Origin of the sequence: Paenibacillus sp. FSL K6-0276, from assembly GCF_037977235.1 — a bacterium.
Classification (GTDB): Bacteria; Bacillota; Bacilli; order Paenibacillales; family Paenibacillaceae; genus Paenibacillus_AQ.
Window position 1 is genome coordinate 1,625,524 of the sequence record NZ_CP150276.1, and the last position, 21,605, is coordinate 1,647,128.

The following is a 21,605-nucleotide window of genomic DNA, read 5'->3' on the forward strand; positions in this document are numbered from 1 at the left end:
CCTGGGATGGAGTGTGCGAATATGGAGTGTTTGGGATGTCGGATTGCTAATGGAATTGAGCCTAACGTAAAAGTAGTATATGAAAATGAATTTCTTACTTGTGTGTTAGATATCGCTCCGTTTAACGAAGGGCATCTCCTGATCCTTCCTAAAAAGCATTATTGGGATCTCGAAGAAATCGATTCAGAGACTTCCTATGCGATAATGGACGCGTCAAAGAAATTGTCAGTTGTCCTGAAGGTTTTGTTCGAACCAGATGGTATAAGCATATGCCAAAATGGCGGAAAGTTTAACGACCTGACCCACTACCATATGCATCTTATCCCTAGATATGAAGGCGACGGATTCGCTTGGAGTGAACCACTACACCCGCACAGCGCTGAGAAGATTTTAAGTCAGACTCAAGGAAAGATTCTTAATGTTTTAAAAGAGTAATAAGCATAAAAAGGGCATTCCTGAAGAAATTTCAGGAATGCCCTTTTCCTTTTGTTAATAGAGTAACGCTCTAATCACATCCGCCACCGCCGCCAGAATCTCCTCCACCGAAATCTCCCCCGCCACTGTGTCCGCTATCCCCACCCCAACTATGACTACCGCTGTCATGACTGGAATGGTGATGGGAGTCACCCTCGTGATGATGGTGTTGGTGGTGATTAGAGTGATTCGGGTTATTTGTATCTAACAGATCTGGATGGCTAGCAGCCATAAAAGACATGTTGGCGGCGTCATTTCGCCTATTTCCTTCAAATCTGTTGCTGTTCGAGCTCGAATCAATACGAACTACGGACTGTATGATAATAAATATAACGACTCCAATAAACAGTATCCCAAAGACCATTATAGATCGCCCTCCCAGTAGTTCATTATAAGCTGTATTCTCTTAAATTGTACCATAATATTGCATAAATGGAGTTTGATAAATGGAAATCAGCGGTTAGCTGCTTTCGTCAGAAACTCAAGATTTCGATAAAAAATATTGGCAAAATTCAATTTTTTCTTTTTTACATTTATATGGAAGTTGACGATATGAGATTATTCCCCTCTAAATAGAAAAGGTTGATTTTTGTACCACGATTTGCTAACATACGTTGTAACTTAATAGTTATCAGTTTTCTAGGGTTCCGCAGCTGCTACACAGCTGGTCTGGTCCGAGGGAAAACGCACGAACAGCATCGTTCGTGTCTACACGGAGGGATAAAAGCCCGGGAGGTATCGTCATAAATGACGATGACCTTCCGGGCTTATTTGTTTGTTCGTGGGCAATTATTAGAGTAAGTGAATTGAAGGAGGGCTTGAAATGAAGAATAATTCAGAGTGGATAAAGGTAGTTGGTGCAGCCGTTTTCGAGGTCATGTGGGTCATCGGCTTAAAACATGCCTCCACGACGTGGGAATGGCTGATAACGGTGGTAGCTATAATAATAAGCTTCTATGTGATTGTTTCAGCAAGCGCCAAACTGCCGGTCGGCACGGTATATTCTGTGTTTGTTGGTCTAGGAACCGCAGGTACAGTAGTTGCGGACATGGTTTTATTCGGAGAACCGTTCAAGTTGATGAAGCTGGTTCTAGTGCTTATTTTACTGGCAGGCGTAGTAGGATTGAAAATGGTGACCAAAGAAGCCGAAGTAAAGGGGGAGTCTTAAATGGCATGGGTATTTCTGGTCGTTGCTGGATTATTTGAAATGTTCGGAGTGGCTATGATTAATAGGGTGAATAAACACCGGAATTTGCTGTCGTTTGCGCTGCTCTTTCTTGGTTTCGGAGGAAGCTTTCTGTTTCTGTCACTAGCGATGAAAAGTCTGCCGATGGGAACAGCTTATGCGGTATGGACGGGGATCGGTGCATCTGGTGGTGCGATTCTGGGGATGCTGATGTATGGAGAGGCTAAAGACTGGCGCCGGATCGTTTGTATCATTATGATTCTGGGGGCTGCTGTGGGACTAAAACTGATAGCTTAGTTTGGTATTCATTCGTTACTTTTTCTCTTCAAAAGAAAGATTAGTTTTAATTTGGACACGATTCAGATGTTTAGAAAGGTTCTCATAGGTCGTATAAAGTAAGTATACAATACTTCAAATAAGGGGATTTTTAATATGACTAAGGATTCAATCGAACATTTGGCTGAAATCGCAAAAATTAACCAATCTAACCGCATGCTGCTTCCAGATGGAACGTCACTTCCCAGAATTGGGCAGGGAACTTGGAATATGGGTGACGACGTTTCCCGTAGGGAGGAAGAGATTGCTGCACTGAGATTAGGTGTGGAACTAGGCATGGATTTAATAGATACGGCTGAGATGTATGGGGACGGACGCTCGGAGCTTTTAGTAGGTGAGGCTATCAAAGGAATTCGGGATGAAGTTTTCTTGGTGTCAAAAGTCTATCCACATAATGCTGGGAACGAGCGCCTTGTCCGCAGTTGTGAAGAAAGTTTGAAACGTTTGAATACGGATCATCTGGATCTTTATTTGATGCATTGGCGGGGAGATATCCCACTAGAAGAGATTGTCCTGGGTATGGAGAAACTAGTCTCTCAAGGAAAAATAGCAAGATGGGGCGTATCCAACCTCGATACCGACGATATGAAAGAGCTGCTAAAGATTGCTGGGGGAACTCATTGTGCTACCAATCAGGTTCTTTATCATTTAGGGTCCAGAGGGATTGAAACTGAACTGCTGCCATGGCAGAGAAGCCACAAGATCCCGGTAATGGCGTACTCACCGCTTGCTCAAGCAGGTTCGCTCCGAAAAGGAGTTGTCGAGAGTGAAGTTGTTCAGGAAATCGGCAGTGCACATCATGCAACTCCGCTTCAGATTATGCTCGCTTGGACGATCCGTGAAGAGGATGTCATTTCTATTCCAAAAGCATCTTCCCGTAAGCACGTCCTTGAGAATGCTGCCGCAGGTTTGATTACGCTAAGTAAGGATGAAATCTGGAAGCTGGACGAAGCTTTCCCAATACCATCTTGGAAAGTGCCGCTGGATAAGATTTAAAAATTGATATAAAAAGAAGCCCTCGTTCACTGCGAAGTGATTGAGGGCTTCTTTAATTCTTTATGCAATTAGCTGTTCTCAATAATCGTCTGCAGTGTGGTCCGGTCAAGACCTTCTACAAGCTTGATCAGAAGTTCTTTTGCAGCTTCGTAGTCATCGCTGTGAATAACTGATGATGCGGTGTGTATGTAGCGGGAGCATATTCCGATTACTGCTGAAGGGACGCCGATTCCACTAACATGAACCTGACCCGCATCTGTTCCGCCTTGGGAGACAAAATACTGATATTTGATCCGATGAGTATCCGCCGTATCTTGTACATATTCAATCAAACCGCGATGTGTAACCATCGTAGGATCAAAAATGCGCAGGAGAGCTCCTTTACCCAGATGGCCAAATGCCTGACTGTCACCTGTCATATCGGCAGCAGCACTCGCGTCCAGACCGAAGAAGATGTCCGGGGACAGGAGATTAGCCGCTGTACGTGCTCCCCGAAGCCCTACTTCCTCTTGTACAGTAGCACCAGCGAAGACGGTATTCGGTAGCTTTTTGCCGTGTAATGATTTAACTAGTTCAATGGCGAGACCTACACCATAACGATTATCCCAAGCTTTGGCCAAGATTTTTTTGGGATTGGCAAGTGGGGTGAACGGACAGATAGGCAGTATTTGTTGACCTGGTCTAACACCAAAGCTTTCTGCTTCTTCACGGCTGTCTGCACCGATATCAATATACATTTTGCTGATTTCGCCAGTCTTGCCACGTTCTTCATTACTTAGTAAATGGATAGGCGTGCTGCCAACAACACCGGTCAGCGTTCCTTTAGGTGTAATAATGTGAAGACGCTGGGATGCAACAGCAGAGGCAAGCCAGCCTCCAAGAGGTTGAAAACGGATCATTCCGGTGTTAGTAATTCCAGTTACCATGAAACCTACTTCGTCAAAGTGCCCGGCGACCATGATCTTTGGCCCGTTCTCTTCCCCGCGCAGTACGCCGAACAAACTTCCGAGACGATCTTGCACGAACTCATCGGTATAAGGAGCCATAGCATCCTTGACGTAAGCACGAAGTTCGCGCTCAAATCCTGGGGCTGAAGGGAATTCAGTAAGTATTTTGAACATGTCCAATGTTTCTTGATTCAATTGAAATCACTCCTTTATTAAAATATAAGAACGTATAAGTTTCACGCTATACATTATCCTTATATTTCTACGAGAAATAGTTGGCATCAATAAATGACGACAACGTCGTTTCTTCTCGAAATATAAGAACGTATAAGTTTCACGCTATACATTATCCTTATATTTCTACGAGAAACAGTTGGCATCAATAAATGACGACAACGTCGTTTCTTCTTGCAACTAAGTATGAACATTCTGAGCTCACTTGTCCATGATAAGAGACATTGAACACCGGGCACGAGCTCAACGAATACTATGCATTAGAGGCTTTGGTGGCAGGAGCCTTAGAAAGGATGCGAAGACGAATGAGGGTAGCGGGTAGCGTACCCCAGAGAAGGGTGCAGGGAAGATATTTTAGTAGGAGCCTACAAGTAAACGGAATGCGTAAACGATACTGGCGCCACAATTCAAGGGAAAGAGAAGCAATACTTATTCTTGTGCTCTTCTTACTGCTGATTGTTGTATTACTGTATTTTTCCTGAACTGGAGGGACATAACGAAGCGGAGGATGGCAAACAATAAGGAAAACTTCTAAGCGAAGAACAACTTGAAGGGCTTAAAAGTGAGTACTTCGATGCTTGTCAGCCCCCTTCGCCTAACTTTCAGGAGGTGCCCTCAATGCCGGCGAAAACTAAGAAATCTGGTGTCAAGCTGAAGCTTGACACCTTGACTCCACAAGATTATGAGAAGTTGTCCAAGCCATTTGTGCCCGCCCGCCCCGTATTCAAGAACTGTGTGCGAGCGTTTCTTTCTGGCGGCTTAATCTGTGTAATTGGACAAGGTGTTCAGGAGGCTTTTATGGCTATATTCGATATGACCTCCAAGGAAGCCGCCAGTCCGACAGTAGCAGTGATGATCCTACTGTCCGTGATCCTGACCAGCTTTGGCGTGTACGACAAAATGGCTCAATGGGCTGGTGCAGGAACTGCAGTGCCGGTTACCGGATTTGCGAACAGTATGTGCTCTGCAGCTCTGGAACACCGTGCTGAGGGCCTTGTGCTTGGCGTAGGCGGCAATATGTTTAAGCTAGCGGGATCGGTCATCGTATTTGGTGCCGTCGCTGCTTTCATAATTGGTATCGTCTATCTCTTTTTGGGCGTAGACGGAGGTGCACATACATGAAGCAGCTTGGTAGTCAGACCTGGGAGTTCATGAGCCGTCCCGTTATTTTAGGTTCTTCCGCTGTAGTAGGGCCAGAAGAGGGAGAAGGTCCTTTAGTTTCAGATTTTGATTTTATATATGATTCGCTGGAAATGGACGAAAAAACATGGGAGAAGGCAGAGCGTGCTCTTTTCGAGAAGGCAGCCATGCTAGCTCTGATTAATGCGAATATAGATAAAGAGAAGCTAGAGTTTTTTGTCGGCGGAGATTTGATGAACCAAATTATCAGCAGTTCTTTCGCAGCAAGAAAATTAGGTGTGCCTTATCTCGGAGTCTTTGGCGCTTGCTCTACCTCCATGGAGAGCCTTGCAATTGCCTCTATGATCGTGGATTCCGGAGGCAGTAAGTATGTGCTCGCAGGAACATCCAGTCATAACTGTACAGTAGAGAAGCAATTTCGCTATCCGACTGAATATGGCTCACAGAAGCCCCCAACGGCGCAATATACAGTAACAGGCTCGGGCTGCGCTATAGTAGGCCAGAATGATGGATCTGGCAACAATCCAGTCGTGGTCATGGCAACGCTTGGGCGTATTATGGATCTTGGTTTGACGGACCCTTTTAATATGGGAACGGCCATGGCACCAGCGGCGGCAGATACAATCACTGCGCACTTTCGGGATACAGGTCTATCTCCCGGACACTATGATTTAATTGTTACCGGAGATCTGGCATCCGTGGGGCTGCCCATAGCCAAAACCCTGTTGGCCAAAGAGGGAATTCCCATGGAGCAAACAACCTTTGATGATTGTGGTCTGCTTATCTACGACTTGGAGAAACAGAAATATGTGATCGCTGGAGGAAGTGGCTGCGGATGTTCGGCGGTTGTAACTTATGGTCATATCCTTAAGCGTATCAAAAAAGGTGAACTTAAACGGGTGCTAATAGTGGCAACTGGCGCACTTTTATCGCCTTTGTCTTATCAGCAGGGAGAGAGTATTCCATGTGTTGCTCATGCCGTAGCCATAGAGAGCGGAGGTGAAGCATAATGATGATTTACTTATGGGCTTTTCTGATTGGAGGAGCCATTTGCGTAATAGGGCAGCTGATGTTCGATGTATTGAAGCTGACACCTGCACATACGATGAGTACATTAGTTGTAGCCGGGGCGATTGCTGATGCTTTTGGAATATACGATCCACTTGTGAAATTTGCAGGAGCTGGAGCAACCATTCCGATCACAAGCTTTGGGAATTCGTTGGTCCATGGTGCATTGACGGAGCTGGAGCGGGATGGCTGGATCGGTGTAGTTACGGGTATTTTTGATATTACAAGTGCGGGCATTTCGTCAGCTATTGTGTTCTCCTTTTTGGCAGCTTTAGTTGTACGACCGAAGGGGTAATTATATTTAAATGTTTTTTAAGTTGAACCTGTGGGATCTTTTATCCTATGGGTTTTTTTTGCATTCGCACTTCGTGATCTTCAACAATGTACTTTGGGTCCCCTAATCATGTAAAATATAAATAATACTGCCTATTCTGGCTAGGAGGATCATATATGCCCGTACGTCAAGAATCGATGCACATCATGAATGCTGTACGCACTAATTTGGAATCCTGCATACTTGGAAAATCATTTGAAATACAATTGCTGCTAACTGCACTACTTGCTGGTGGTCATGTTCTGATCGAGGATGTACCGGGGACGGGAAAAACCCAGCTAATACGCGCACTTTCAAGGTCAATGTCCGGTGAGTATCGCCGGATTCAGTGTAATCCGGATATACTTCCGAGTGATATTACCGGTGTTTCTGTGTATCATCCTAGGGATGAGATGTTTCATTTCCGGCCAGGTCCGGTGATGACGAATATTCTGCTAGCTGATGAAATTAACCGTGCTACAACGAAGACACAATCCGCACTTCTGGAAGTGATGGAGGAACGAAACGTAACCGTAGATGGAGAGACCTATCCACTTCCGCATCCTTTCATGTTGTGCGCTACCCAGAATCCGATAGATTTTGAGGGAACCTATACTCTACCTGAAGCTCAACTGGATCGATTCATGCTGAGAATTAGCCTAGGATATCCTGATGCAGCAACCGAGAAGAATTTATTGCTGAGCCATCAGGAAGGCCAACCGGTGGACAGGCTTTCGCCAGTAACAAGCATGGAACAAATCGCAGGAATTCAGGAAGAGATTCGAGACATCTTCATGAGCGATCCTGTGCTGAATTACTTGTTAGATATTGTGCGGCAGACAAGAGAACATCCACTTGTAATGCTGGGTGCAAGTCCGCGCGCCTCACTATCCTTTATGATGGCTTGTAAAGCCTATGCCTTCTTGCAGGGAAGGGATTACGTTCTTCCTGATGACGTGAAGATACTTACTCCATTTGCCTTGGGTCATCGTATATTGCTGCGTCCAGAGTCGCGCCTAGATAATATTAGCGTAGAATCTTTGCTTCAAAAGCTTCTGCAGAGTATTCATGTGCCTGTTACGATGAGGCAATGATATGAGACGTTATTTGTCTACGGTAGCAGCCATCATTCAGCCTACTAAGCTTGCTAGCATCCTTGTAATTTGGAGCATCACGCTCTTATATGTACTTTTTCAGGGCGGGAAAACTGCATTTATGTTGTTTATCATGGTCTCTGTACTTATTGCATATTTGATTGCTGGAGGTTTAGGAGGTGTTAGGCGGGCTAAGGGCACTCGCAGCCTTTATTCTGAACAGGACAAGGGGGATTTACTCTCTGCTGGAGGGCATCTTCGTGTAAGTCTTAAGGTTACAATCCCTGGAATTTTGCCCTTGCCTTACGTGGTTGTAAGGGAGGTTCTTAAGCGACATAATGGAGAATCGTGGGTATTTGAAGAAAGTGTGGTCCCAAGCCTTAGAGGAATTGGGGAACTGAAATTTCAGACACCAGCCCTAGAGCGTGGAACCTACACGTTTTCTAATACGGATATCATCAGCCAAGATATATTTGGGCTTGTCGAGCATAAAGGAACATTTTTAGCTGGAGGACAGTTTCAGGTTCTGCCTCGTGCGATCTACGTTCCGCGCTGGCAGTTATATGAGAGGAAGTCTCGGCTCTCTGGGCCGCAGACATCAGTTGTTCAATCTCGGCGGGAAACCACTCAAATTAATGGCGTCCGTGACTATGTATATGGTGATCGCTTGACACGAATTCACTGGAATGCCACCGCTAAGACAGGTTCTTGGAAATCCAAAGAGTTTGAGCATGAGTCGATTCCCAAAACTATTCTAGTTCTTGACGGAAGCACATCAGCTTATATGAATACGAATCAATTCGAACTAGCAGTTTCTGTAACGGCATCACTACTCGGATTCGGCATTCGAGAGAGAATTGGAATTGGCCTGTGTTGTTTGGATAAAACGACGAAGGTATTCGCACCCGTAGAAGGTGCTGCTGAGCGACAGAAGATGATTCAGTATTTAATCGATCTTAACGCTGAAGGGCGGGGGCCGCTTATTTCCCGATTGGAAAAAGGATACCGTATGTTCCCTAAAGGTTCTTACTTCGTGTTAATCAGTCCACAGCGTGGACAGCCCGTACTGGATGCACTACGCTGGGCTGACAGCAGAGGGATGACTGCTTCTCATATTCATGTGCGAAATGCGGCAGAGATGAATAGTAGCAACGATTGGACAGACGTACTTAGATCACGTGGAATAACAGGTTATGGAATTCACTCGCTTCAAGAGCTTCCCGCAGTGTTAGGAGGGGAAGGGTGATATGAGAAACTGGTGGAATCAGATGAAATTCTCCTGGCACCGTTCCGTCGGCCTGTTTTGGCTGTTGATTATTGCACAGCAGTGGATTTCTTATACGGAACCCATCTGGTTAAGTCAGACGACTTCATCCGTATGGACTGCTCTATTAACAGTCGCAGTGATCGAAATTTTGATTCCTGTTAAAGTTCAGTTCAGACTTATTATGGAAGCCGCAGCTATTATCTATATCGTATATCGCACCATTACTAATTATGGAATATACGTTGCTGATCCGTGGGCAACAACCCTTACAGACAGACTGCAAGATATTAGTGTTCATATGGTGCCGTATATCTGGTTTGCTCTTGGTGCCTCTGCTTTGCTTTTGCTATCGTCTTGGTGGGTATCCTCGAAGAGGCGTATCTTATGGTTTATAGGAATGAACATTGTAGCATTGGCTGCTCTTGATTCCTTTACATCTATTGTTTTGTGGCAGGAAGTTGCCTGGACGGTATTTGCGGGTATGGGATGGCTTGTCAGCCAGCACCTGAGAAGTTTCCAGCTTCATTATCCGCGTGGATGGGTTCATTTGCTGGAATATCCCTCGAAAATAGTCATGAATATCGCCATCGTCTTCTCTCTGGTTATCCTAATCGGAGTGAATATGCCGGATGTAAGACCTACTCTGACGGATCCTTATACGGCGTGGCAAGAATGGAATGGAATTGGAAAGTCTTCTGGTAAGAGCACAACTGGATCAACGAAATCTAGTACGGGCTCAAGCTCCTCTGCTAACAATACTTCGTCTGGCTATAGTCTGAATGATGACAATTTGGGCGGGGGCTTTAACTTCGATTATACCCCAGTGATGACAGTGGTTTCGGATTTACGTACTTATATGCGTGGAGAAACACGCAGAGTATACTCTGGAAGTGGATGGTCGGATAAGGATCGATTGAAGCGGGGACCTATAGAAGAGGTGGAAACGGGGAAAATTTTAGAACAAAGTGTGGCTTCTAAGGTGACGACTCGCACGTTGAAACAGACGGTTAGAGTGCTTAACAATAATGAGTTTCCTGTGTTATTCGGTGCTTATTCAGTTACTTCTGTGGATTCATTAAATGGGGAAGAAGCCGGGAATGGTCTTTTCTGGAGAAATCGTGATAGTGAGCTTCTATGGGATATGGATAGAAAGAACCGCGATTATCCTTCGAGCTTCGAGCTGACTTCTGAAGTTCCTGTCATTCCTGTTCAGGAATTGACAGCGAAGACCTATGAGGAGCTATACAAAGGTAATGATCTGGAGGAAATCTTCCTTCAGTTACCTGATGATTTTCCTCAAAGGGTTAAAGATCTGGCCGAGGAAATTACAGCACAAGGAACAACACCGTATGAAAAAACAGCGCTTTTGCAACAATACTTACAACAAACCTTTCCATACACCAACAAGCCGGATATATCACGCGTTTCAAGTAAGGATTTTGTAGATGGATTTTTGTTTGAGCTGAAGGAAGGATACTGTGATTATTATTCTACGGCACTAGTTACTATGGCACGTTCTCTTAACATTCCTGCAAGATGGGTTAAGGGGTACGCACCTGGGGAACAGCCAGAAATGCCAATGAATCCGGCGCAACAGCAGGCGGGTACGGCGAATAATAACTACACGATCACCAATGCAGATGCCCATTCTTGGGCCGAGGTCTATTTTGGTGAATATGGTTGGATTCCGGTTGAAGCTACACCGGGGTTTAATGTTCCTCTCTTGACTCAGAATGAGCAAGTTCCTGAGATAGAGCCTAAAGACGAGGTTGAAGAAACTGAACCTGAACCAACAACTGCAAATAACGCACAAGAAGATCAAGGCTTACATGTGGGTGTATGGGTAGTTTTGGCGGCTGTGGTTGTGCTGCTGTCCTGGACGATTTTTAAAATTTGGCATATACGCTTTAAACTTCGCTTCTTGGTTCAACAGATGCGGATGGGTCGTCCTTTATCGCCTGATCAGAAAGTTGTGGCGGAAACTGAGCGTTGGGTAAGATATTTACAACGTAAGGGAATGATGAAAGAAGAGCATGAAACACTGCGTGAAGCTGTAGCTCGCTGGAACCAGGAACGACCTGTTGTGGCCAATCATCTTTCTTCACTGCTGACGATGTTTGAACAGGCGAAGTATAGCCCTGATGTTATTGAAGACAAAGACTGGCAGAGCGTGTATACTGAAGCTTTGCGGCTGCGGAGAACGATAAGATCCAAGAAATAGCGTTTTTGCAGTAAATCATTGCAATAGATTTATTTGCGTAGCGCATGGAGTATGTTATAGTTTTTTGTATGAAATCGAGGTGAACGTATTGTTTGAAATGTTAGTTCCCAAACTCCGGGTGAATACGGTATTCGATATTTCTCTGGAAGAGCTGTATCGACAGGGATACCGTGGAATCATTACGGATCTGGATAACACACTGGTCGGTGCCAAAGCGCCTGTGGCTACTCCGGAGCTGTTGTTATGGTTCGAGAAGGTGAAGGAAGTGGGCTTTAAGCTCATCATCGTATCTAACAATAACATGGAACGGGTGTCACGCTTTGCTACACCGCTTAATATTGAATTTGTGCATCAGGCTCGTAAACCGAGCAATGCTCCTTTTCTCAAAGCGATGAAGCAGATGGAGTTGCCACCGGAGCAAACGATTGTGGTGGGAGACCAAATGCTTACAGATGTATACGGCGGCAATCGGCTTGGCCTGTATACCGTATTGGTGTTGCCAATCTCCGTTAAGGATGAAGGGTTCGGCACAAGATTTAATCGCCGGGTAGAGCGAGTTGCTCTGACACGGCTTCGTAAAAAAGGATTGTGGCACGAGGAGGATAAATAGTAATGAACGAACAAAGTGAAACACAGCGTCCTGAGAAATGTAGCGGTTGTGGTATCAAGCTTCAGATGGAGCATAAGGATCAACCAGGATACCTTCCGGAAGTTGCACTAGATCGGGACCCTGTGATTTGCCAGCGCTGTTTCCGGATTAAGAATTATAACGAGGCTTCATCCGTTTCTGTGAATCAGGATGAATTTCTTCGCTTGCTGAGTGGAGTAGGGGAGAAGAATGCACTTGTTATTCATATTGTTGACATTTTCGATTTCGAAGGCAGTTTGATTTCCGGCCTGCAGCGGTTTGTCGGCAATAACCCAGTTATTCTTGCAGTGAATAAATGTGATTTGCTACCTAAGGTTACAAACTGGAATAAATTGCGTAACTGGATGCAGCAACGCTGTAAAGAGGAAGGACTGCGGACGGCTGAAATTGTCCTCTGTAGTGCAAAACGTAATCAAGGGTTTGACCGTTTGCTGGAAGCCGTAACAGAACTGCGTGGTGGGCGTGATGTTTATGTAGTGGGTGCAACGAATGTAGGGAAGTCCACGCTTATCAACCGTCTGATTTCGGACTATAGTGATTTGGAGCAGGAGTTAACCACCTCGCGTTACCCTGGTACAACTCTCGATACGGTCAAAATCCCATTAGATGATGGCCACTATATTATAGATACGCCGGGGATCGTGTATCCATGGCGTTATAGTGAACTAGTTGAGCGTCAGGATCTGGACGCAGTTATGCCAGCCAATCCGTTGAAGCCTGCTGTCTATCAGTTGAATGAAGGACAGACGTTATTCTTCGGTGGACTAGGACGTTTTGATTTCGTGCAAGGTCCGCATCAATCATTCACTTGCTTTATTAGTGGGACTTTAAAAATCCATCGTACCAAGCTGGAACGTGCAGATTCCCTCTATGCGGACCATCGTGGTGAGATGTTGTCTCCTCCCGGAAGTGACCGGATGGACAAGTTGCCATCATGGCAACGACATGAGTTCCGGATTAACCGAGGCAGTCAGAGCGATCTATATATTTCAGGTTTGGGCTGGATCAAGGTCAACGGGACGGAAGGCGCAGTCGTGGCTATCCACGTTCCGCGTGGTGTGAAGGTGCTTACCCGCCCTTCGATGATCTAACGGGGAGGCTAATACAGTGTCTTTGAAAACTGCAACCGAGGGCTACAATACCGGAAATATTCTACTGGGCGTAATGGGAGATCCTATTATACAATCCAAATCTCCAATTATGCATGAAGCAGCACTGCAAGCGCTGGGAATTCCGGGAGCTTACGTACCGCTTCATATCCTCCCGGAGAATCTGGAGGTTGCGGTGCAAGCGATTCGCACGCTTGGGTTCCGTGGGGTAAATGTGACGATTCCGCATAAGGTTGCGGTGATGGCTCATGTGGATCTATTAGATGAAAGTGCGGTAGCCGTTGGCGCAGTCAATACGATTGTTAATGATAATGGGATACTCACCGGATATAATACGGATGGAATCGGTTATGTGCGTTCGCTTAAGGCGGAAGCCATTTCCGATTTGTCAGGCGTAAAGATTATGGTGATTGGAGCTGGTGGAGCAGCAAGAGGAATTGTTGCCGCACTGCTTCAAGAGAAGCCTTCTTCTATCATTATTGCTAATCGTAGTGCTGATAAAGCACAGGACTTGGCCAGACAATGCCAGAGCAAAGGGAATGTCATCGGGATTAGCATGAACGAAGTAGCGGAAATGCTAAGTGGTGTAGACGTACTGATCAATACCACCTCCGTAGGGATGTATCCTCATATGGATGAGACACCAATAGATCCTGGACTGCTTCGTGCAGGAATGATCGTAAGTGATCTGATTTATAATCCGCTGCGTACGCGGCTATTGTTAGAAGGACTTGAACGGGGCTGTACGATTCATGGAGGCCTCGGTATGTTTGTCTATCAGGGAGCCTATGCACTGGAGTATTGGACGGGGCAACCTGCTCCTACGGAAATCATGCGAAAGACCATACTCAATTGTCTGGGTGGAAAAGAGTAAGCAATGGATTCATCAATTTAGGGTAATAATATATGTTAATTAAGGAGTTATTCATTTATGTTAACTGGTAAACAAACACGGTATCTTCGTTCATTGGCGCATCATCTCGATCCAATTTTTCAGGTGGGCAAGGGTGGAGTTAACGAACACCTCGTACGCCACATTGAGGAAGCTATTGAGAAGCGTGAGCTTATGAAGATTAGTATACTGAGCAACAATATTGAGAATCCCAAGGAAATCGGCGCTGCACTGGCTGAACAATCAGGTTCTGAGCTTGTACAAGTGATCGGAAAGACCATTGTCCTGTACAAGGAATCACGTGATAACAAAACCATTGAGCTGCCACGCTAATACCTGATAGCATACTACCGAGGAGGTCGTCCTCTTGAAAGTTGGAATTATGGGAGGTACCTTTGATCCTCTTCATATCGGTCATATGATGGCAGCGGAAGCAGCTAGAGAAACTTATGGACTTCAAGAAGTATGGTTTATGCCATCACATATTCCGCCTCATAAACATGAGGCAGGTGTATCTGGAGTAGACAGGCTGGCAATGGTGCAGGAAGCGATACAGAATCATGAAGCTTTTCGCACATTAGACTGGGAAGTTGTCAGAGGTGGCGTATCCTATACGTTTGAGACCATAAGGCGGCTGCAAGAGGCGTATCCGCATTTCGATCTTTATTTCATCATCGGAGCGGATATGGTCCAGTATTTACCGAAATGGAACGAGATTGAAGAGCTTGTGCAGCGGCTTACATTTATCGGCGTAGGTCGTCCGGGAACACTTCTTGATCTAGACGCATTGCCAACATATATAGCAGATAAGGTGCTGCTAGCAGATATGCCTCTGGTTGATATTTCGTCAACGATGTTAAGAGAACGGGCTGCAGCGGGCAAGTCCATTCGTTATATGGTACCTGAGGCAGTGTTCGATTATGTTCAAAGGAGTGGATTGTATGGCATACAGCCGCGAAGCTCTGATTGAAGCGGTTTCGACGCAAATGCCTGCCAAGCGCTGGAAGCATACACTGGGCGTAATGGAGTCATCCATTCAACTAGCGGAGCAATATGGCGCTGATCCTGAGCGTGCAGAGACGGCAGCAATTCTGCATGATGTGGCCAAATATTGGCCTGTGGAGAGAATGAAGGAGATTATCGAGCAGAATCATCTGAACTTGAATCTTCTGAAGCATGACAAGCAGTTGTGGCATTCGGAAGTAGGCGCCTTTGTAGCAGAGCAAGATTATGGGATCACAGATCCTGATATTCATAATGCCATCCGGTTTCACACATCAGGCCGTGAAGACATGAGTTTACTTGAGAAAATCGTCTGTCTCGCGGACTATATCGAGCCTGGCCGTGATTTTCCCGGGGTTGAAAAGATACGTGAGCTGGCAAAAGTAAGTTTGGAAGAAGGACTAGTCGCTGGATTTGATTCTACGATTAGTTTACTACTGGAAAAACGCCGGGTGATTTTTCCGTTAACGGTACTGGCGCGTAATGATTTAGTTAGAATATTGGAGGATAAAATATGAGTGTACAACCAAGCAAGCTGTTAGAACTGGCCCTTAAGGCTGTTGAAGATAAAAAAGCAATGAACGTAGTGGCACTAGATTTGCGTAATGTTTCACCGATTAGTGATTATTTTGTTGTATGTCATGGTAATTCGGATATTCAAGTACAGTCCATCGCTACCGAAGTCCGCAAGGTGGTTCATGAAGCAGGCGGAGTGATCAAGGGGATCGAAGGGATGAATTCGGCACGCTGGGTGCTGATGGATCTTGGAGATGTTATCGTTCATATTTTCCACCGCGATGAACGTGAATATTACAATATCGAGCGTCTGTGGTCGGATGCCAAGGTAGTGGAGACTGTATGAGCTTGATTGCAGGAACTACAGTTACGCTTAATGTAGTAAGAGAGGTATCCCCGTACGGATTTTTTCTAAATGCCGGTGATCAGGATGTTATGCTGCATTATACGGAGCTTACCGAAAAGGTTAAGACGGGCGATAAAGTTGAAGTATTCATCTTCTTTGACACCGAGGATCGTCTAGCGGCAACGATGAAGAAACCGTTTCTGACGCTGGGCGAAATGGCCTTATTGGAAGTGGCTGATATTCATCCGCGGTTAGGTTGCTTCTTGGAAATGGGTCTTGGACGGCAGCTGCTGCTGCCAATCCGTGAGCTTCCAGAGCTTCCAGAGCTACGTCCTCAGGTTGGCGACTATGTATTTGCTATTATGGAGCATGACAAACAGGGACGTCTTCGTGCTAAGCTAGCTGGAGAACAGGAACTAGCTCCGCTAGCTCTTCCTGCGCCTGAATCCTGGATGGGACAGACTGTAACTGCCCGAGTGTATAAGCCGCTGCAAATGGGGACTTTTGTTCTTGTAGATGCTGGGGTGTTAGGCTTTGGTATTATCGGTATGGTCCATTCCTCTGAGCGGAGTCGTCTACTACGTCTTGGAGAGCAGTTCGAAGCACGCGTCTCCCATATCCGCGAGGATGGACGTGTTAACCTTTCTATGGGTCTTCGTAAAGAAGTAGGTATGGATGTGGATTCTGCTACGATTATGGAGTTCTTGCATGCCCGTCCGGGTGGAGCTATGCCTTATTCGGATGCAACGCCGCCAGATATTATCAAGCAGCGTTTCGGAATTAGCAAATCGGCCTTTAAGCGTGCGCTTGGAAAGCTGATGAAGGAAGGCCATATTACCCAAAAAGAGAATTGGACATATCTTGTTCCTAAGGAAGCGGAAGGTTCAACCGAGGGAAATGAAGGAACAACTGAATAATTTAAAATATAAGGAAAAAGTATAAGTTTCACACTATACTTTTTCCTTATATTTCTCGCTTAAACGCTTACCGTCCTTGTGGGGACGCCGAGGGCGTTTATGCTTGATGGGTCAATAACAGAATTATATTAAATGTTGTAATAGAAAGCGGTGTACTAGTGTCTTCCTATGGGAAATTTGCTTATGTATACGATGAGCTCATGGCAGATATGCCGTATCCTGACTGGATATCCTTTGCCGAAACAGCTTGGAGCAAATACGGTAAGCCTGTAACCGTAGCCGAGCTTGGCTGCGGCACAGGGAGTATCACCATTCCTTTGGCGGGTTCAGGGTATCATATGACCGGAATCGATCTATCTTCAGATATGCTCTCAGTGGCACAGCGCAAAATGGAGGAGCATCCCCAGGGACGGCGCTTTTTGCGCGAAGGTAGTGTTCGTTGGATAAGACAAAACATGAAGGAATGGGAGCTTCCAGAGCTTGTGGATTCTGTGATTTCTTTCTGTGATTGTCTGAATTATGTGCTGGAAGAAGACGATATCAGAGCTGTCTTTGCTAGTACCTTTGCAGGACTGAAGCAAGGCGGCACTTTTCTGTTCGATGTGCATCATCCAAACACACTGATCCGTTATGAAGAAGAGCAGCCCTTTATTCTGGACGAACCGTCGGTGTCCTATATTTGGACTTGTGAGATGGATGTTCCACGCCGCGAAATTGAACATCATCTGTCCATTTTTGCACGCGAAGAGGGACGGAGTGATGTATATCGCCGTTTCGAAGAGACGCATATTCAGCGTGCCTACGATCCCGAATGGATAAAGGAAGAACTGCTTAAGGCTGGCTTTAGTGATGTGAAGACTTACGCAGATTTCGAGTGGATAGAAGCAGATGATGATGCTGAGCGTTTATTTTATATAGCTATAAAATAAATTCAAAAATGCTAAGAGGGGCTGTCCCATAAGCTATGGAAATGGCTACTGAGGCATCCCTTCTTTTTTGACTTTATCTGATCGCTATCGGACACAGCTGACCTTAAACGCAGCATTATGCGATATTTCGAATGCTAACGGACTGAGTCCGTTAGCAGCATGGGATGATGGATACACAGTTGAAGCAACCAGCCAACAGGCTAAACAAAGACAGCGATTCTCCGTTACAGGAGAATCGCTGTCTTTTGTGTGATTTACTTGCCCAATATGCCCCGCAATCGCCTGAAGAAGCCTGTAAATCGCGAGGCACCAACATGATGGCACCACCGTACTTCTTTTTTTATGTAAATCAAAAAAACCGGGCAGTGTTTATGCCACCCGGCGTCTTCCAATCCTTACCGATGCTCAAACAGATCAATGGCACCCAATACGACATGAGCCAGACCAAATCCAAGTACGCCTGTTGCTGCCATCTTATACTTGCTTCCAAGAAAAGCGGCGCTAGAAGCGGTTACGACGGTTCCAAGAACAGCGGGAATTAGACCTTCACGCATTCGAAACACTCCTTCTCGGTGGTTTGGGAGACAAAGGTTATTATGGGTCAAACTCGAAAAAATATACGAAGCTAAAGAAGACCGTAGACCAGTTACTACTGGTTCTACGGTCTTTTTTAATTAGGAATTATTTTATTCTGATATGGTAACAGCAGTACGAGAGACGCCAATTTCTACTTCATGTACATCATATAGAACACGTGCGAGTAGATCCTGGCTATAATTGCCGAAATGTTTACCGTAAATGGTAAGTCCACGTTTGTTTACGGGTTTGTCCGTTACTGCTATACGGAAAGTGAGTTCGCTCTTGTAATCCAAGTGGATGTCATCCAGGGTCACGTCAGAAATTCGGCAGCCGTCAATGAAGCTACCTTCATTATTAATACGGATCAGTTTGAGCATGCCGTATTGATTTAAATGTGGAGGCCACCAGTCTGGATTAAACGTTCCTCGGGTGTCTCCGAAATCACCAGGGCTAGTCCAGAAGCCGATTTCAATTCCATTCAAGTAGAAATAAAGGTCGGATGGATAGTTATCATTAGATCCAGGAGCTTCAGATCCAATTTCCATCGAGAACTGAATTTCACGGAACGTTTGATTGGCTTTTAGATAGTTCGGAATTCTATACTCGAGAAACCCTTCAGCCATCCAAATGATCTCAGATTCAATCCGCTGAGGATCTGCGAAATAACGGGGTTCGTCGAAGTCACCGATAATGCTGTCTTTGGTAGCAAGTCCACAGGTCGGAACAGCCTGATAGTTGCTGTAATGTCCTACTTGAATTTCTACTTCGTAGAGATTATCAACATCTTTGCTGCGAAGATCAACAATAAGCTTGTCCTTATTTAAATAGCAGACCTTCTGAATACCGTGTTTGCCTACTGATGTGTTTATCTCGATGAGACCGCTTTCTTCTAACTTTTTAATGTGCATTGTGATCGCGCCGTTGCTGAGGTTCAGCTTCTTGGCTATTTCATTCAGGTTCAGTGCTTGATTGGTAGCTAAAAGTTCGAGTATGAGGATTCTGATTTCAGAGCTAAGAGCTTTGAAAATTTCAAGTCCACTCATTAAATCTTTAATATAGATCATTTTATCAATACCTTCTTCCAAATGGATCATAAATTAATACTGTTTTATGAAATTATAAACTAATATAGCATATAAATAAAGCATCCTTCCTTTTTTTGTAGAATGACAAAAATAAGGGTGTTTTTTTACTGTATCTACATTTAATTTAGTTTGATTTAAAAATATTTCAGGAAAAACCAGAAAATAAGAGGATTTTTTTCGGATTTTCGTAACTTTAGTCATTAATTTTATAAAAACATGAAAAGATTTAACGTCATATATTTAAAAGTGTTTTTGTCTATGCTATTTTTATACTGAAATCGAATACATATTATTTTCTAACGGGTGTAAATACCGATGTAAATGAACGTGGAATTTCCAGCTGGGTAGGTCTTAGAAAAGGACGTGAAAATCATTATGCAGAATTTGCTAGCTGTTACACCCCCGATGGGCTGGAATAGCTGGGACTGTTACGGAGCTAGTGTGAATGAGGATGAGGTAAGAGGCAACGCAGAATATATGGATCGTCATTTGAAAGATTTTGGATGGGAATATGTAGTTGTTGATATTCAGTGGTATGAACCTGGAGCGAACTCCTCGCAGTATCGCAACTTTGTACCGCTGGTCATGGACGAGTATTCCAGACTTCAACCGGCGGAGAATCGGTTTCCTTCCGCAGCGGGAGGCAAAGGTTTTGCACCACTCGCTGAATATGTACATGAATTAGGGTTGAAATTCGGCATACATATTATGCGCGGAATTCCACGTCAGGCTGTTCATGCTGCGAGTGCCATTCTAGGATCTGAGCAAACTGCACGCGATATCGCTCATCCAAACTCTATTTTTCCGTTCCCCGTTAATGTTCGGGGGAGAGTTACGAGACAATGATGAGTGGACATTATCCTTGTTGACCAATAAGGAAGTACTCCACCTGCATCGCTATGGCAAGGGTGGTAGACAAGTAGATTTGAATGAGGAACATGCGATCTGGACTTCAGAGGATGAACAAGGCAATCATTATGTAGCTTTGTTTAATCTCAGTGATGAAGTGTTAACGCTTCAGGTATCCTTCCAGCAGTTGAATGTTTCAGTTCCAATAACTATACGTGATCTATGGCAAAACCGGGACTTGGAAGTAGTTAATGAAGAGATTACGCATATTCTTCCACCGCATGGATCTGTATTGTTAAAGCTTATATAGAGGAGAGAGATTATGGGGCTATTGGTAGCAGATGAAGATAGCGATCTCCTTGACGCAGCTTCATGGAATAAACTACTAAATTCTGTATTCCAAACGAATGAAGAGAATGGACAATTCGATCCAGGTCATAACAGCTTTACTGTAAATGAAAATGGGGAAGATGTGCTCATCTATCACTGCCACAATTATAAAGAAATTAATGGCGATCCTCTATATGATCCAAACCGTCATACTCGTGCTCAAGTCTTCCATTGGAATGAAGATGACACGCCGAATTTTGGAGTTCCTGTTAATGATGCGCACAAAAAATAATCCGTTATTTAAACAGAGGAAGAGGGTTACCCATGAGCCACATAAATGGCCGCTGGGTAACCCTCTTTATCCTATATTACTGCTTAAGGTATATATTGTTGAACAATGGAAGTGATTACGCCGTCCTGAATGGTAAGGTGATATGGGGACTGGCTCAGATCGAAGATATTAGTTTTATTAAATTGATCGATAAATTGCTGTAAGGTAATGGTTTCGTTCCAATGAATGTCTAGGTCCTCTATGTTGCCAGTGTGATCATAAATCTGCATGGTGACTGTTGCGTTATCCGCTATCGGATAGGTTGTAAGTGTATCGACGTCATTAACAATATAATAGCTGTCTGGGGCTCCACCAATTTCTGCTGCACCTTCTGGGTCTCTTTCTGCAAAGACTCGATCGGCATCAGCACCCTGATACCAGTTTATTTCATCGGCTGTAATGGAAAGCTTGCCATGGTCGGATTGAATAGTATGGATATATACCGTTTGTTGCTGAGTCTTGCCACTATCTTGTGCATCCACCCGTGTTCCAACGGTACTTGCAGTAGTAATGAGGGAAAGAAACAATAGAACAACAACCGGTAACACATACGCTGACTTTTTCTTAAACATTAGAAATCTCCCCCTTGAGATATGTAAAAAGGTTGTATATACCTTATTACCCGCTACGTTTTTTCCTAAACGGGCTATATACTACTATTACGTTAAACGAGTAGATTATGTTGCATTTTTCAAAAAATATTTCTGAAAAGCGATTGCGGTCATGAATCCACTAATAATGATAGTAAAGGTTTGTCTCCTCGGGCATATTAAAATGTCAAAACATAAAGATTAG

25 protein-coding genes, 2 pseudogenes and 1 riboswitch are annotated in these 21,605 nt (G+C 44.7%); of the genes and pseudogenes, 22 read left to right on the forward strand and 5 right to left on the reverse strand.

Features of this window, described 5'->3' with window-relative positions; genetic code table 11:
• Positions 1-21: 21 nt before the first annotated feature.
• Positions 22-435: an HIT family protein gene (locus MHH52_RS07405; protein ID WP_340007631.1), complete on the forward strand. Its 414-nt coding sequence runs from the start codon at positions 22-24 to the stop codon at positions 433-435.
• 70 nt (positions 436-505) lie between these two features.
• Here the strand turns inward: MHH52_RS07405 and MHH52_RS07410 are convergent, their stop codons facing one another.
• Positions 506-838 carry a hypothetical protein gene (locus MHH52_RS07410; RefSeq protein WP_340007633.1) on the reverse strand — a complete coding sequence of 111 codons (333 nt, stop codon included), beginning with the start codon at positions 836-838 and terminating at the stop codon, positions 506-508.
• 264 nt (positions 839-1,102) lie between these two features.
• Positions 1,103-1,211, forward strand: a riboswitch (guanidine-I (ykkC/yxkD leader).
• An 86-nt stretch (positions 1,212-1,297) separates the two neighbouring features.
• On the opposite strand from MHH52_RS07410, the gene MHH52_RS07415 reads away from it, so the two are divergent.
• From MHH52_RS07415 to MHH52_RS07425, 3 genes are all read left to right on the forward strand, one after another.
• Positions 1,298-1,642: a multidrug efflux SMR transporter gene (locus MHH52_RS07415; protein ID WP_313638935.1), complete on the forward strand. Its 345-nt coding sequence runs from the start codon at positions 1,298-1,300 to the stop codon at positions 1,640-1,642.
• Positions 1,643-1,957, forward strand: coding sequence for a multidrug efflux SMR transporter (locus MHH52_RS07420; protein ID WP_313638934.1), 315 nt, complete (start codon positions 1,643-1,645; stop codon positions 1,955-1,957).
• 135 nt (positions 1,958-2,092) lie between these two features.
• Positions 2,093-2,992: an aldo/keto reductase gene (locus tag MHH52_RS07425; RefSeq protein WP_340007638.1), complete on the forward strand. Its 900-nt coding sequence runs from the start codon at positions 2,093-2,095 to the stop codon at positions 2,990-2,992.
• A gap of 68 nt (positions 2,993-3,060) precedes the next feature.
• On the opposite strand, the gene MHH52_RS07430 is transcribed toward MHH52_RS07425, so the two are convergent.
• A complete protein-coding gene (locus MHH52_RS07430) occupies positions 3,061-4,134 on the reverse strand; it encodes a M42 family metallopeptidase (protein ID WP_340007639.1) in 1,074 nt (357 codons plus the stop codon).
• Between the two features lie 657 nt (positions 4,135-4,791).
• Between MHH52_RS07430 and spoVAC the strand changes: the two genes are divergently transcribed.
• From spoVAC to MHH52_RS07510, 16 genes are all read left to right on the forward strand, one after another.
• Positions 4,792-5,295, forward strand: a complete 504-nt coding sequence (gene spoVAC / locus MHH52_RS07435; RefSeq protein WP_313638931.1) for a stage V sporulation protein AC — start codon at positions 4,792-4,794, stop codon at positions 5,293-5,295.
• A complete protein-coding gene (spoVAD, locus tag MHH52_RS07440; RefSeq protein ID WP_313638930.1) occupies positions 5,292-6,323 on the forward strand; it encodes a stage V sporulation protein AD in 1,032 nt (343 codons plus the stop codon). Before spoVAC ends, spoVAD begins: the two co-directional genes overlap by 4 nt.
• A 2-nt stretch (positions 6,324-6,325) precedes the next feature.
• Positions 6,326-6,676 carry a stage V sporulation protein AE gene (gene spoVAE / locus MHH52_RS07445; RefSeq protein WP_036675923.1) on the forward strand — a complete coding sequence of 117 codons (351 nt, stop codon included), beginning with the start codon at positions 6,326-6,328 and terminating at the stop codon, positions 6,674-6,676.
• Between the two features lie 155 nt (positions 6,677-6,831).
• A complete protein-coding gene (locus MHH52_RS07450; RefSeq protein ID WP_042125369.1) occupies positions 6,832-7,788 on the forward strand; it encodes a MoxR family ATPase in 957 nt (318 codons plus the stop codon).
• Position 7,789: 1 nt separating this feature from the next.
• Positions 7,790-9,034 carry a DUF58 domain-containing protein gene (locus MHH52_RS07455; protein WP_340007641.1) on the forward strand — a complete coding sequence of 415 codons (1,245 nt, stop codon included), beginning with the start codon at positions 7,790-7,792 and terminating at the stop codon, positions 9,032-9,034.
• 1 nt (position 9,035) lies between these two features.
• A complete protein-coding gene (locus tag MHH52_RS07460) occupies positions 9,036-11,276 on the forward strand; it encodes a transglutaminase domain-containing protein (RefSeq protein WP_340007643.1) in 2,241 nt (746 codons plus the stop codon).
• Positions 11,277-11,364: 88 nt separating this feature from the next.
• Positions 11,365-11,886 (forward strand): YqeG family HAD IIIA-type phosphatase, encoded by a 522-nt coding sequence (locus tag MHH52_RS07465; protein ID WP_313638941.1) that lies wholly within the window; start codon positions 11,365-11,367, stop codon positions 11,884-11,886.
• A gap of 2 nt (positions 11,887-11,888) precedes the next feature.
• Positions 11,889-13,016, forward strand: a complete 1,128-nt coding sequence (gene yqeH, locus MHH52_RS07470) for a ribosome biogenesis GTPase YqeH (RefSeq protein WP_340007646.1) — start codon at positions 11,889-11,891, stop codon at positions 13,014-13,016.
• A 16-nt stretch (positions 13,017-13,032) separates the two neighbouring features.
• Positions 13,033-13,908 (forward strand): shikimate dehydrogenase, encoded by an 876-nt coding sequence (gene aroE / locus MHH52_RS07475; RefSeq protein ID WP_340007648.1) that lies wholly within the window; start codon positions 13,033-13,035, stop codon positions 13,906-13,908.
• Between the two features lie 57 nt (positions 13,909-13,965).
• Positions 13,966-14,259 carry a ribosome assembly RNA-binding protein YhbY gene (yhbY, locus tag MHH52_RS07480; protein ID WP_313638924.1) on the forward strand — a complete coding sequence of 98 codons (294 nt, stop codon included), beginning with the start codon at positions 13,966-13,968 and terminating at the stop codon, positions 14,257-14,259.
• Between the two features lie 34 nt (positions 14,260-14,293).
• Positions 14,294-14,896 (forward strand): nicotinate-nucleotide adenylyltransferase, encoded by a 603-nt coding sequence (locus MHH52_RS07485; RefSeq protein ID WP_340007651.1) that lies wholly within the window; start codon positions 14,294-14,296, stop codon positions 14,894-14,896.
• On the forward strand, positions 14,868-15,446 hold the full coding sequence (gene yqeK / locus MHH52_RS07490) for a bis(5'-nucleosyl)-tetraphosphatase (symmetrical) YqeK (protein ID WP_340007653.1): 579 nt from the start codon (positions 14,868-14,870) through the stop codon (positions 15,444-15,446). Before MHH52_RS07485 ends, yqeK begins: the two co-directional genes overlap by 29 nt.
• The gene (gene rsfS / locus MHH52_RS07495; RefSeq protein WP_313638920.1) at positions 15,443-15,790 is read left to right on the forward strand and encodes a ribosome silencing factor; all 348 of its coding nucleotides are present in this window, start codon (positions 15,443-15,445) and stop codon (positions 15,788-15,790) included. Before yqeK ends, rsfS begins: the two co-directional genes overlap by 4 nt.
• Positions 15,787-16,707 (forward strand): S1-like domain-containing RNA-binding protein, encoded by a 921-nt coding sequence (locus tag MHH52_RS07500; protein ID WP_340007656.1) that lies wholly within the window; start codon positions 15,787-15,789, stop codon positions 16,705-16,707. Before rsfS ends, MHH52_RS07500 begins: the two co-directional genes overlap by 4 nt.
• Before the next feature lie 158 nt (positions 16,708-16,865).
• Positions 16,866-17,636, forward strand: a complete 771-nt coding sequence (locus MHH52_RS07505) for a methyltransferase domain-containing protein (protein ID WP_313638918.1) — start codon at positions 16,866-16,868, stop codon at positions 17,634-17,636.
• Between the two features lie 67 nt (positions 17,637-17,703).
• Positions 17,704-17,889: a hypothetical protein gene (locus tag MHH52_RS07510; protein ID WP_340007658.1), complete on the forward strand. Its 186-nt coding sequence runs from the start codon at positions 17,704-17,706 to the stop codon at positions 17,887-17,889.
• 142 nt (positions 17,890-18,031) lie between these two features.
• Here the strand turns inward: MHH52_RS07510 and MHH52_RS07515 are convergent, their stop codons facing one another.
• Both MHH52_RS07515 and MHH52_RS07520 read right to left on the reverse strand, forming a co-directional pair.
• Entirely contained in the window at positions 18,032-18,190 is a 159-nt protein-coding gene (locus MHH52_RS07515; RefSeq protein ID WP_036675694.1) for a hypothetical protein, read from the reverse strand.
• Positions 18,191-18,322: 132 nt separating this feature from the next.
• Positions 18,323-19,279 (reverse strand): winged helix-turn-helix transcriptional regulator, encoded by a 957-nt coding sequence (locus MHH52_RS07520; RefSeq protein WP_340007662.1) that lies wholly within the window; start codon positions 19,277-19,279, stop codon positions 18,323-18,325.
• A gap of 393 nt (positions 19,280-19,672) precedes the next feature.
• Between MHH52_RS07520 and MHH52_RS07525 the strand changes: the two are divergent.
• A pseudogene (locus tag MHH52_RS07525) lies at positions 19,673-20,459 on the forward strand (hypothetical protein).
• Positions 20,460-20,471: 12 nt separating this feature from the next.
• Positions 20,472-20,771, forward strand: a pseudogene (locus MHH52_RS07530) (family 43 glycosylhydrolase); the annotation flags it as partial.
• Between the two features lie 83 nt (positions 20,772-20,854).
• Here MHH52_RS07530 and MHH52_RS07535 read toward each other — a convergent pair.
• The gene (locus MHH52_RS07535) at positions 20,855-21,382 is read right to left on the reverse strand and encodes a hypothetical protein (RefSeq protein ID WP_340007663.1); all 528 of its coding nucleotides are present in this window, start codon (positions 21,380-21,382) and stop codon (positions 20,855-20,857) included.
• Positions 21,383-21,605: the final 223 nt, after the last annotated feature.

Bases quoted from the DNA above. Each gene is read 5' to 3' on its own strand.
- MHH52_RS07405 (WP_340007631.1), top strand. From the start codon at position 22: ATGGAGTGTTTGGGATGTCGGATTGCTAATGGAATTGAGCCTAACGTA.
- MHH52_RS07410 (WP_340007633.1), bottom strand. From the start codon at position 838: ATGGTCTTTGGGATACTGTTTATTGGAGTCGTTATATTTATTATCATA.
- MHH52_RS07415 (WP_313638935.1), top strand. From the start codon at position 1,298: ATGAAGAATAATTCAGAGTGGATAAAGGTAGTTGGTGCAGCCGTTTTC.
- MHH52_RS07420 (WP_313638934.1), top strand. From the start codon at position 1,643: ATGGCATGGGTATTTCTGGTCGTTGCTGGATTATTTGAAATGTTCGGA.
- MHH52_RS07425 (WP_340007638.1), top strand. From the start codon at position 2,093: ATGACTAAGGATTCAATCGAACATTTGGCTGAAATCGCAAAAATTAAC.
- spoVAC (WP_313638931.1), top strand. From the start codon at position 4,792: ATGCCGGCGAAAACTAAGAAATCTGGTGTCAAGCTGAAGCTTGACACC.
- spoVAD (WP_313638930.1), top strand. From the start codon at position 5,292: ATGAAGCAGCTTGGTAGTCAGACCTGGGAGTTCATGAGCCGTCCCGTT.
- spoVAE (WP_036675923.1), top strand. From the start codon at position 6,326: ATGATTTACTTATGGGCTTTTCTGATTGGAGGAGCCATTTGCGTAATA.
- MHH52_RS07450 (WP_042125369.1), top strand. From the start codon at position 6,832: ATGCCCGTACGTCAAGAATCGATGCACATCATGAATGCTGTACGCACT.
- MHH52_RS07455 (WP_340007641.1), top strand. From the start codon at position 7,790: ATGAGACGTTATTTGTCTACGGTAGCAGCCATCATTCAGCCTACTAAG.
- MHH52_RS07460 (WP_340007643.1), top strand. From the start codon at position 9,036: ATGAGAAACTGGTGGAATCAGATGAAATTCTCCTGGCACCGTTCCGTC.
- yqeH (WP_340007646.1), top strand. From the start codon at position 11,889: ATGAACGAACAAAGTGAAACACAGCGTCCTGAGAAATGTAGCGGTTGT.
- yhbY (WP_313638924.1), top strand. From the start codon at position 13,966: ATGTTAACTGGTAAACAAACACGGTATCTTCGTTCATTGGCGCATCAT.
- yqeK (WP_340007653.1), top strand. From the start codon at position 14,868: ATGGCATACAGCCGCGAAGCTCTGATTGAAGCGGTTTCGACGCAAATG.
- rsfS (WP_313638920.1), top strand. From the start codon at position 15,443: ATGAGTGTACAACCAAGCAAGCTGTTAGAACTGGCCCTTAAGGCTGTT.
- MHH52_RS07500 (WP_340007656.1), top strand. From the start codon at position 15,787: ATGAGCTTGATTGCAGGAACTACAGTTACGCTTAATGTAGTAAGAGAG.
- MHH52_RS07515 (WP_036675694.1), bottom strand. From the start codon at position 18,190: ATGCGTGAAGGTCTAATTCCCGCTGTTCTTGGAACCGTCGTAACCGCT.
- MHH52_RS07520 (WP_340007662.1), bottom strand. From the start codon at position 19,279: ATGATCTATATTAAAGATTTAATGAGTGGACTTGAAATTTTCAAAGCT.
- MHH52_RS07535 (WP_340007663.1), bottom strand. From the start codon at position 21,382: ATGTTTAAGAAAAAGTCAGCGTATGTGTTACCGGTTGTTGTTCTATTG.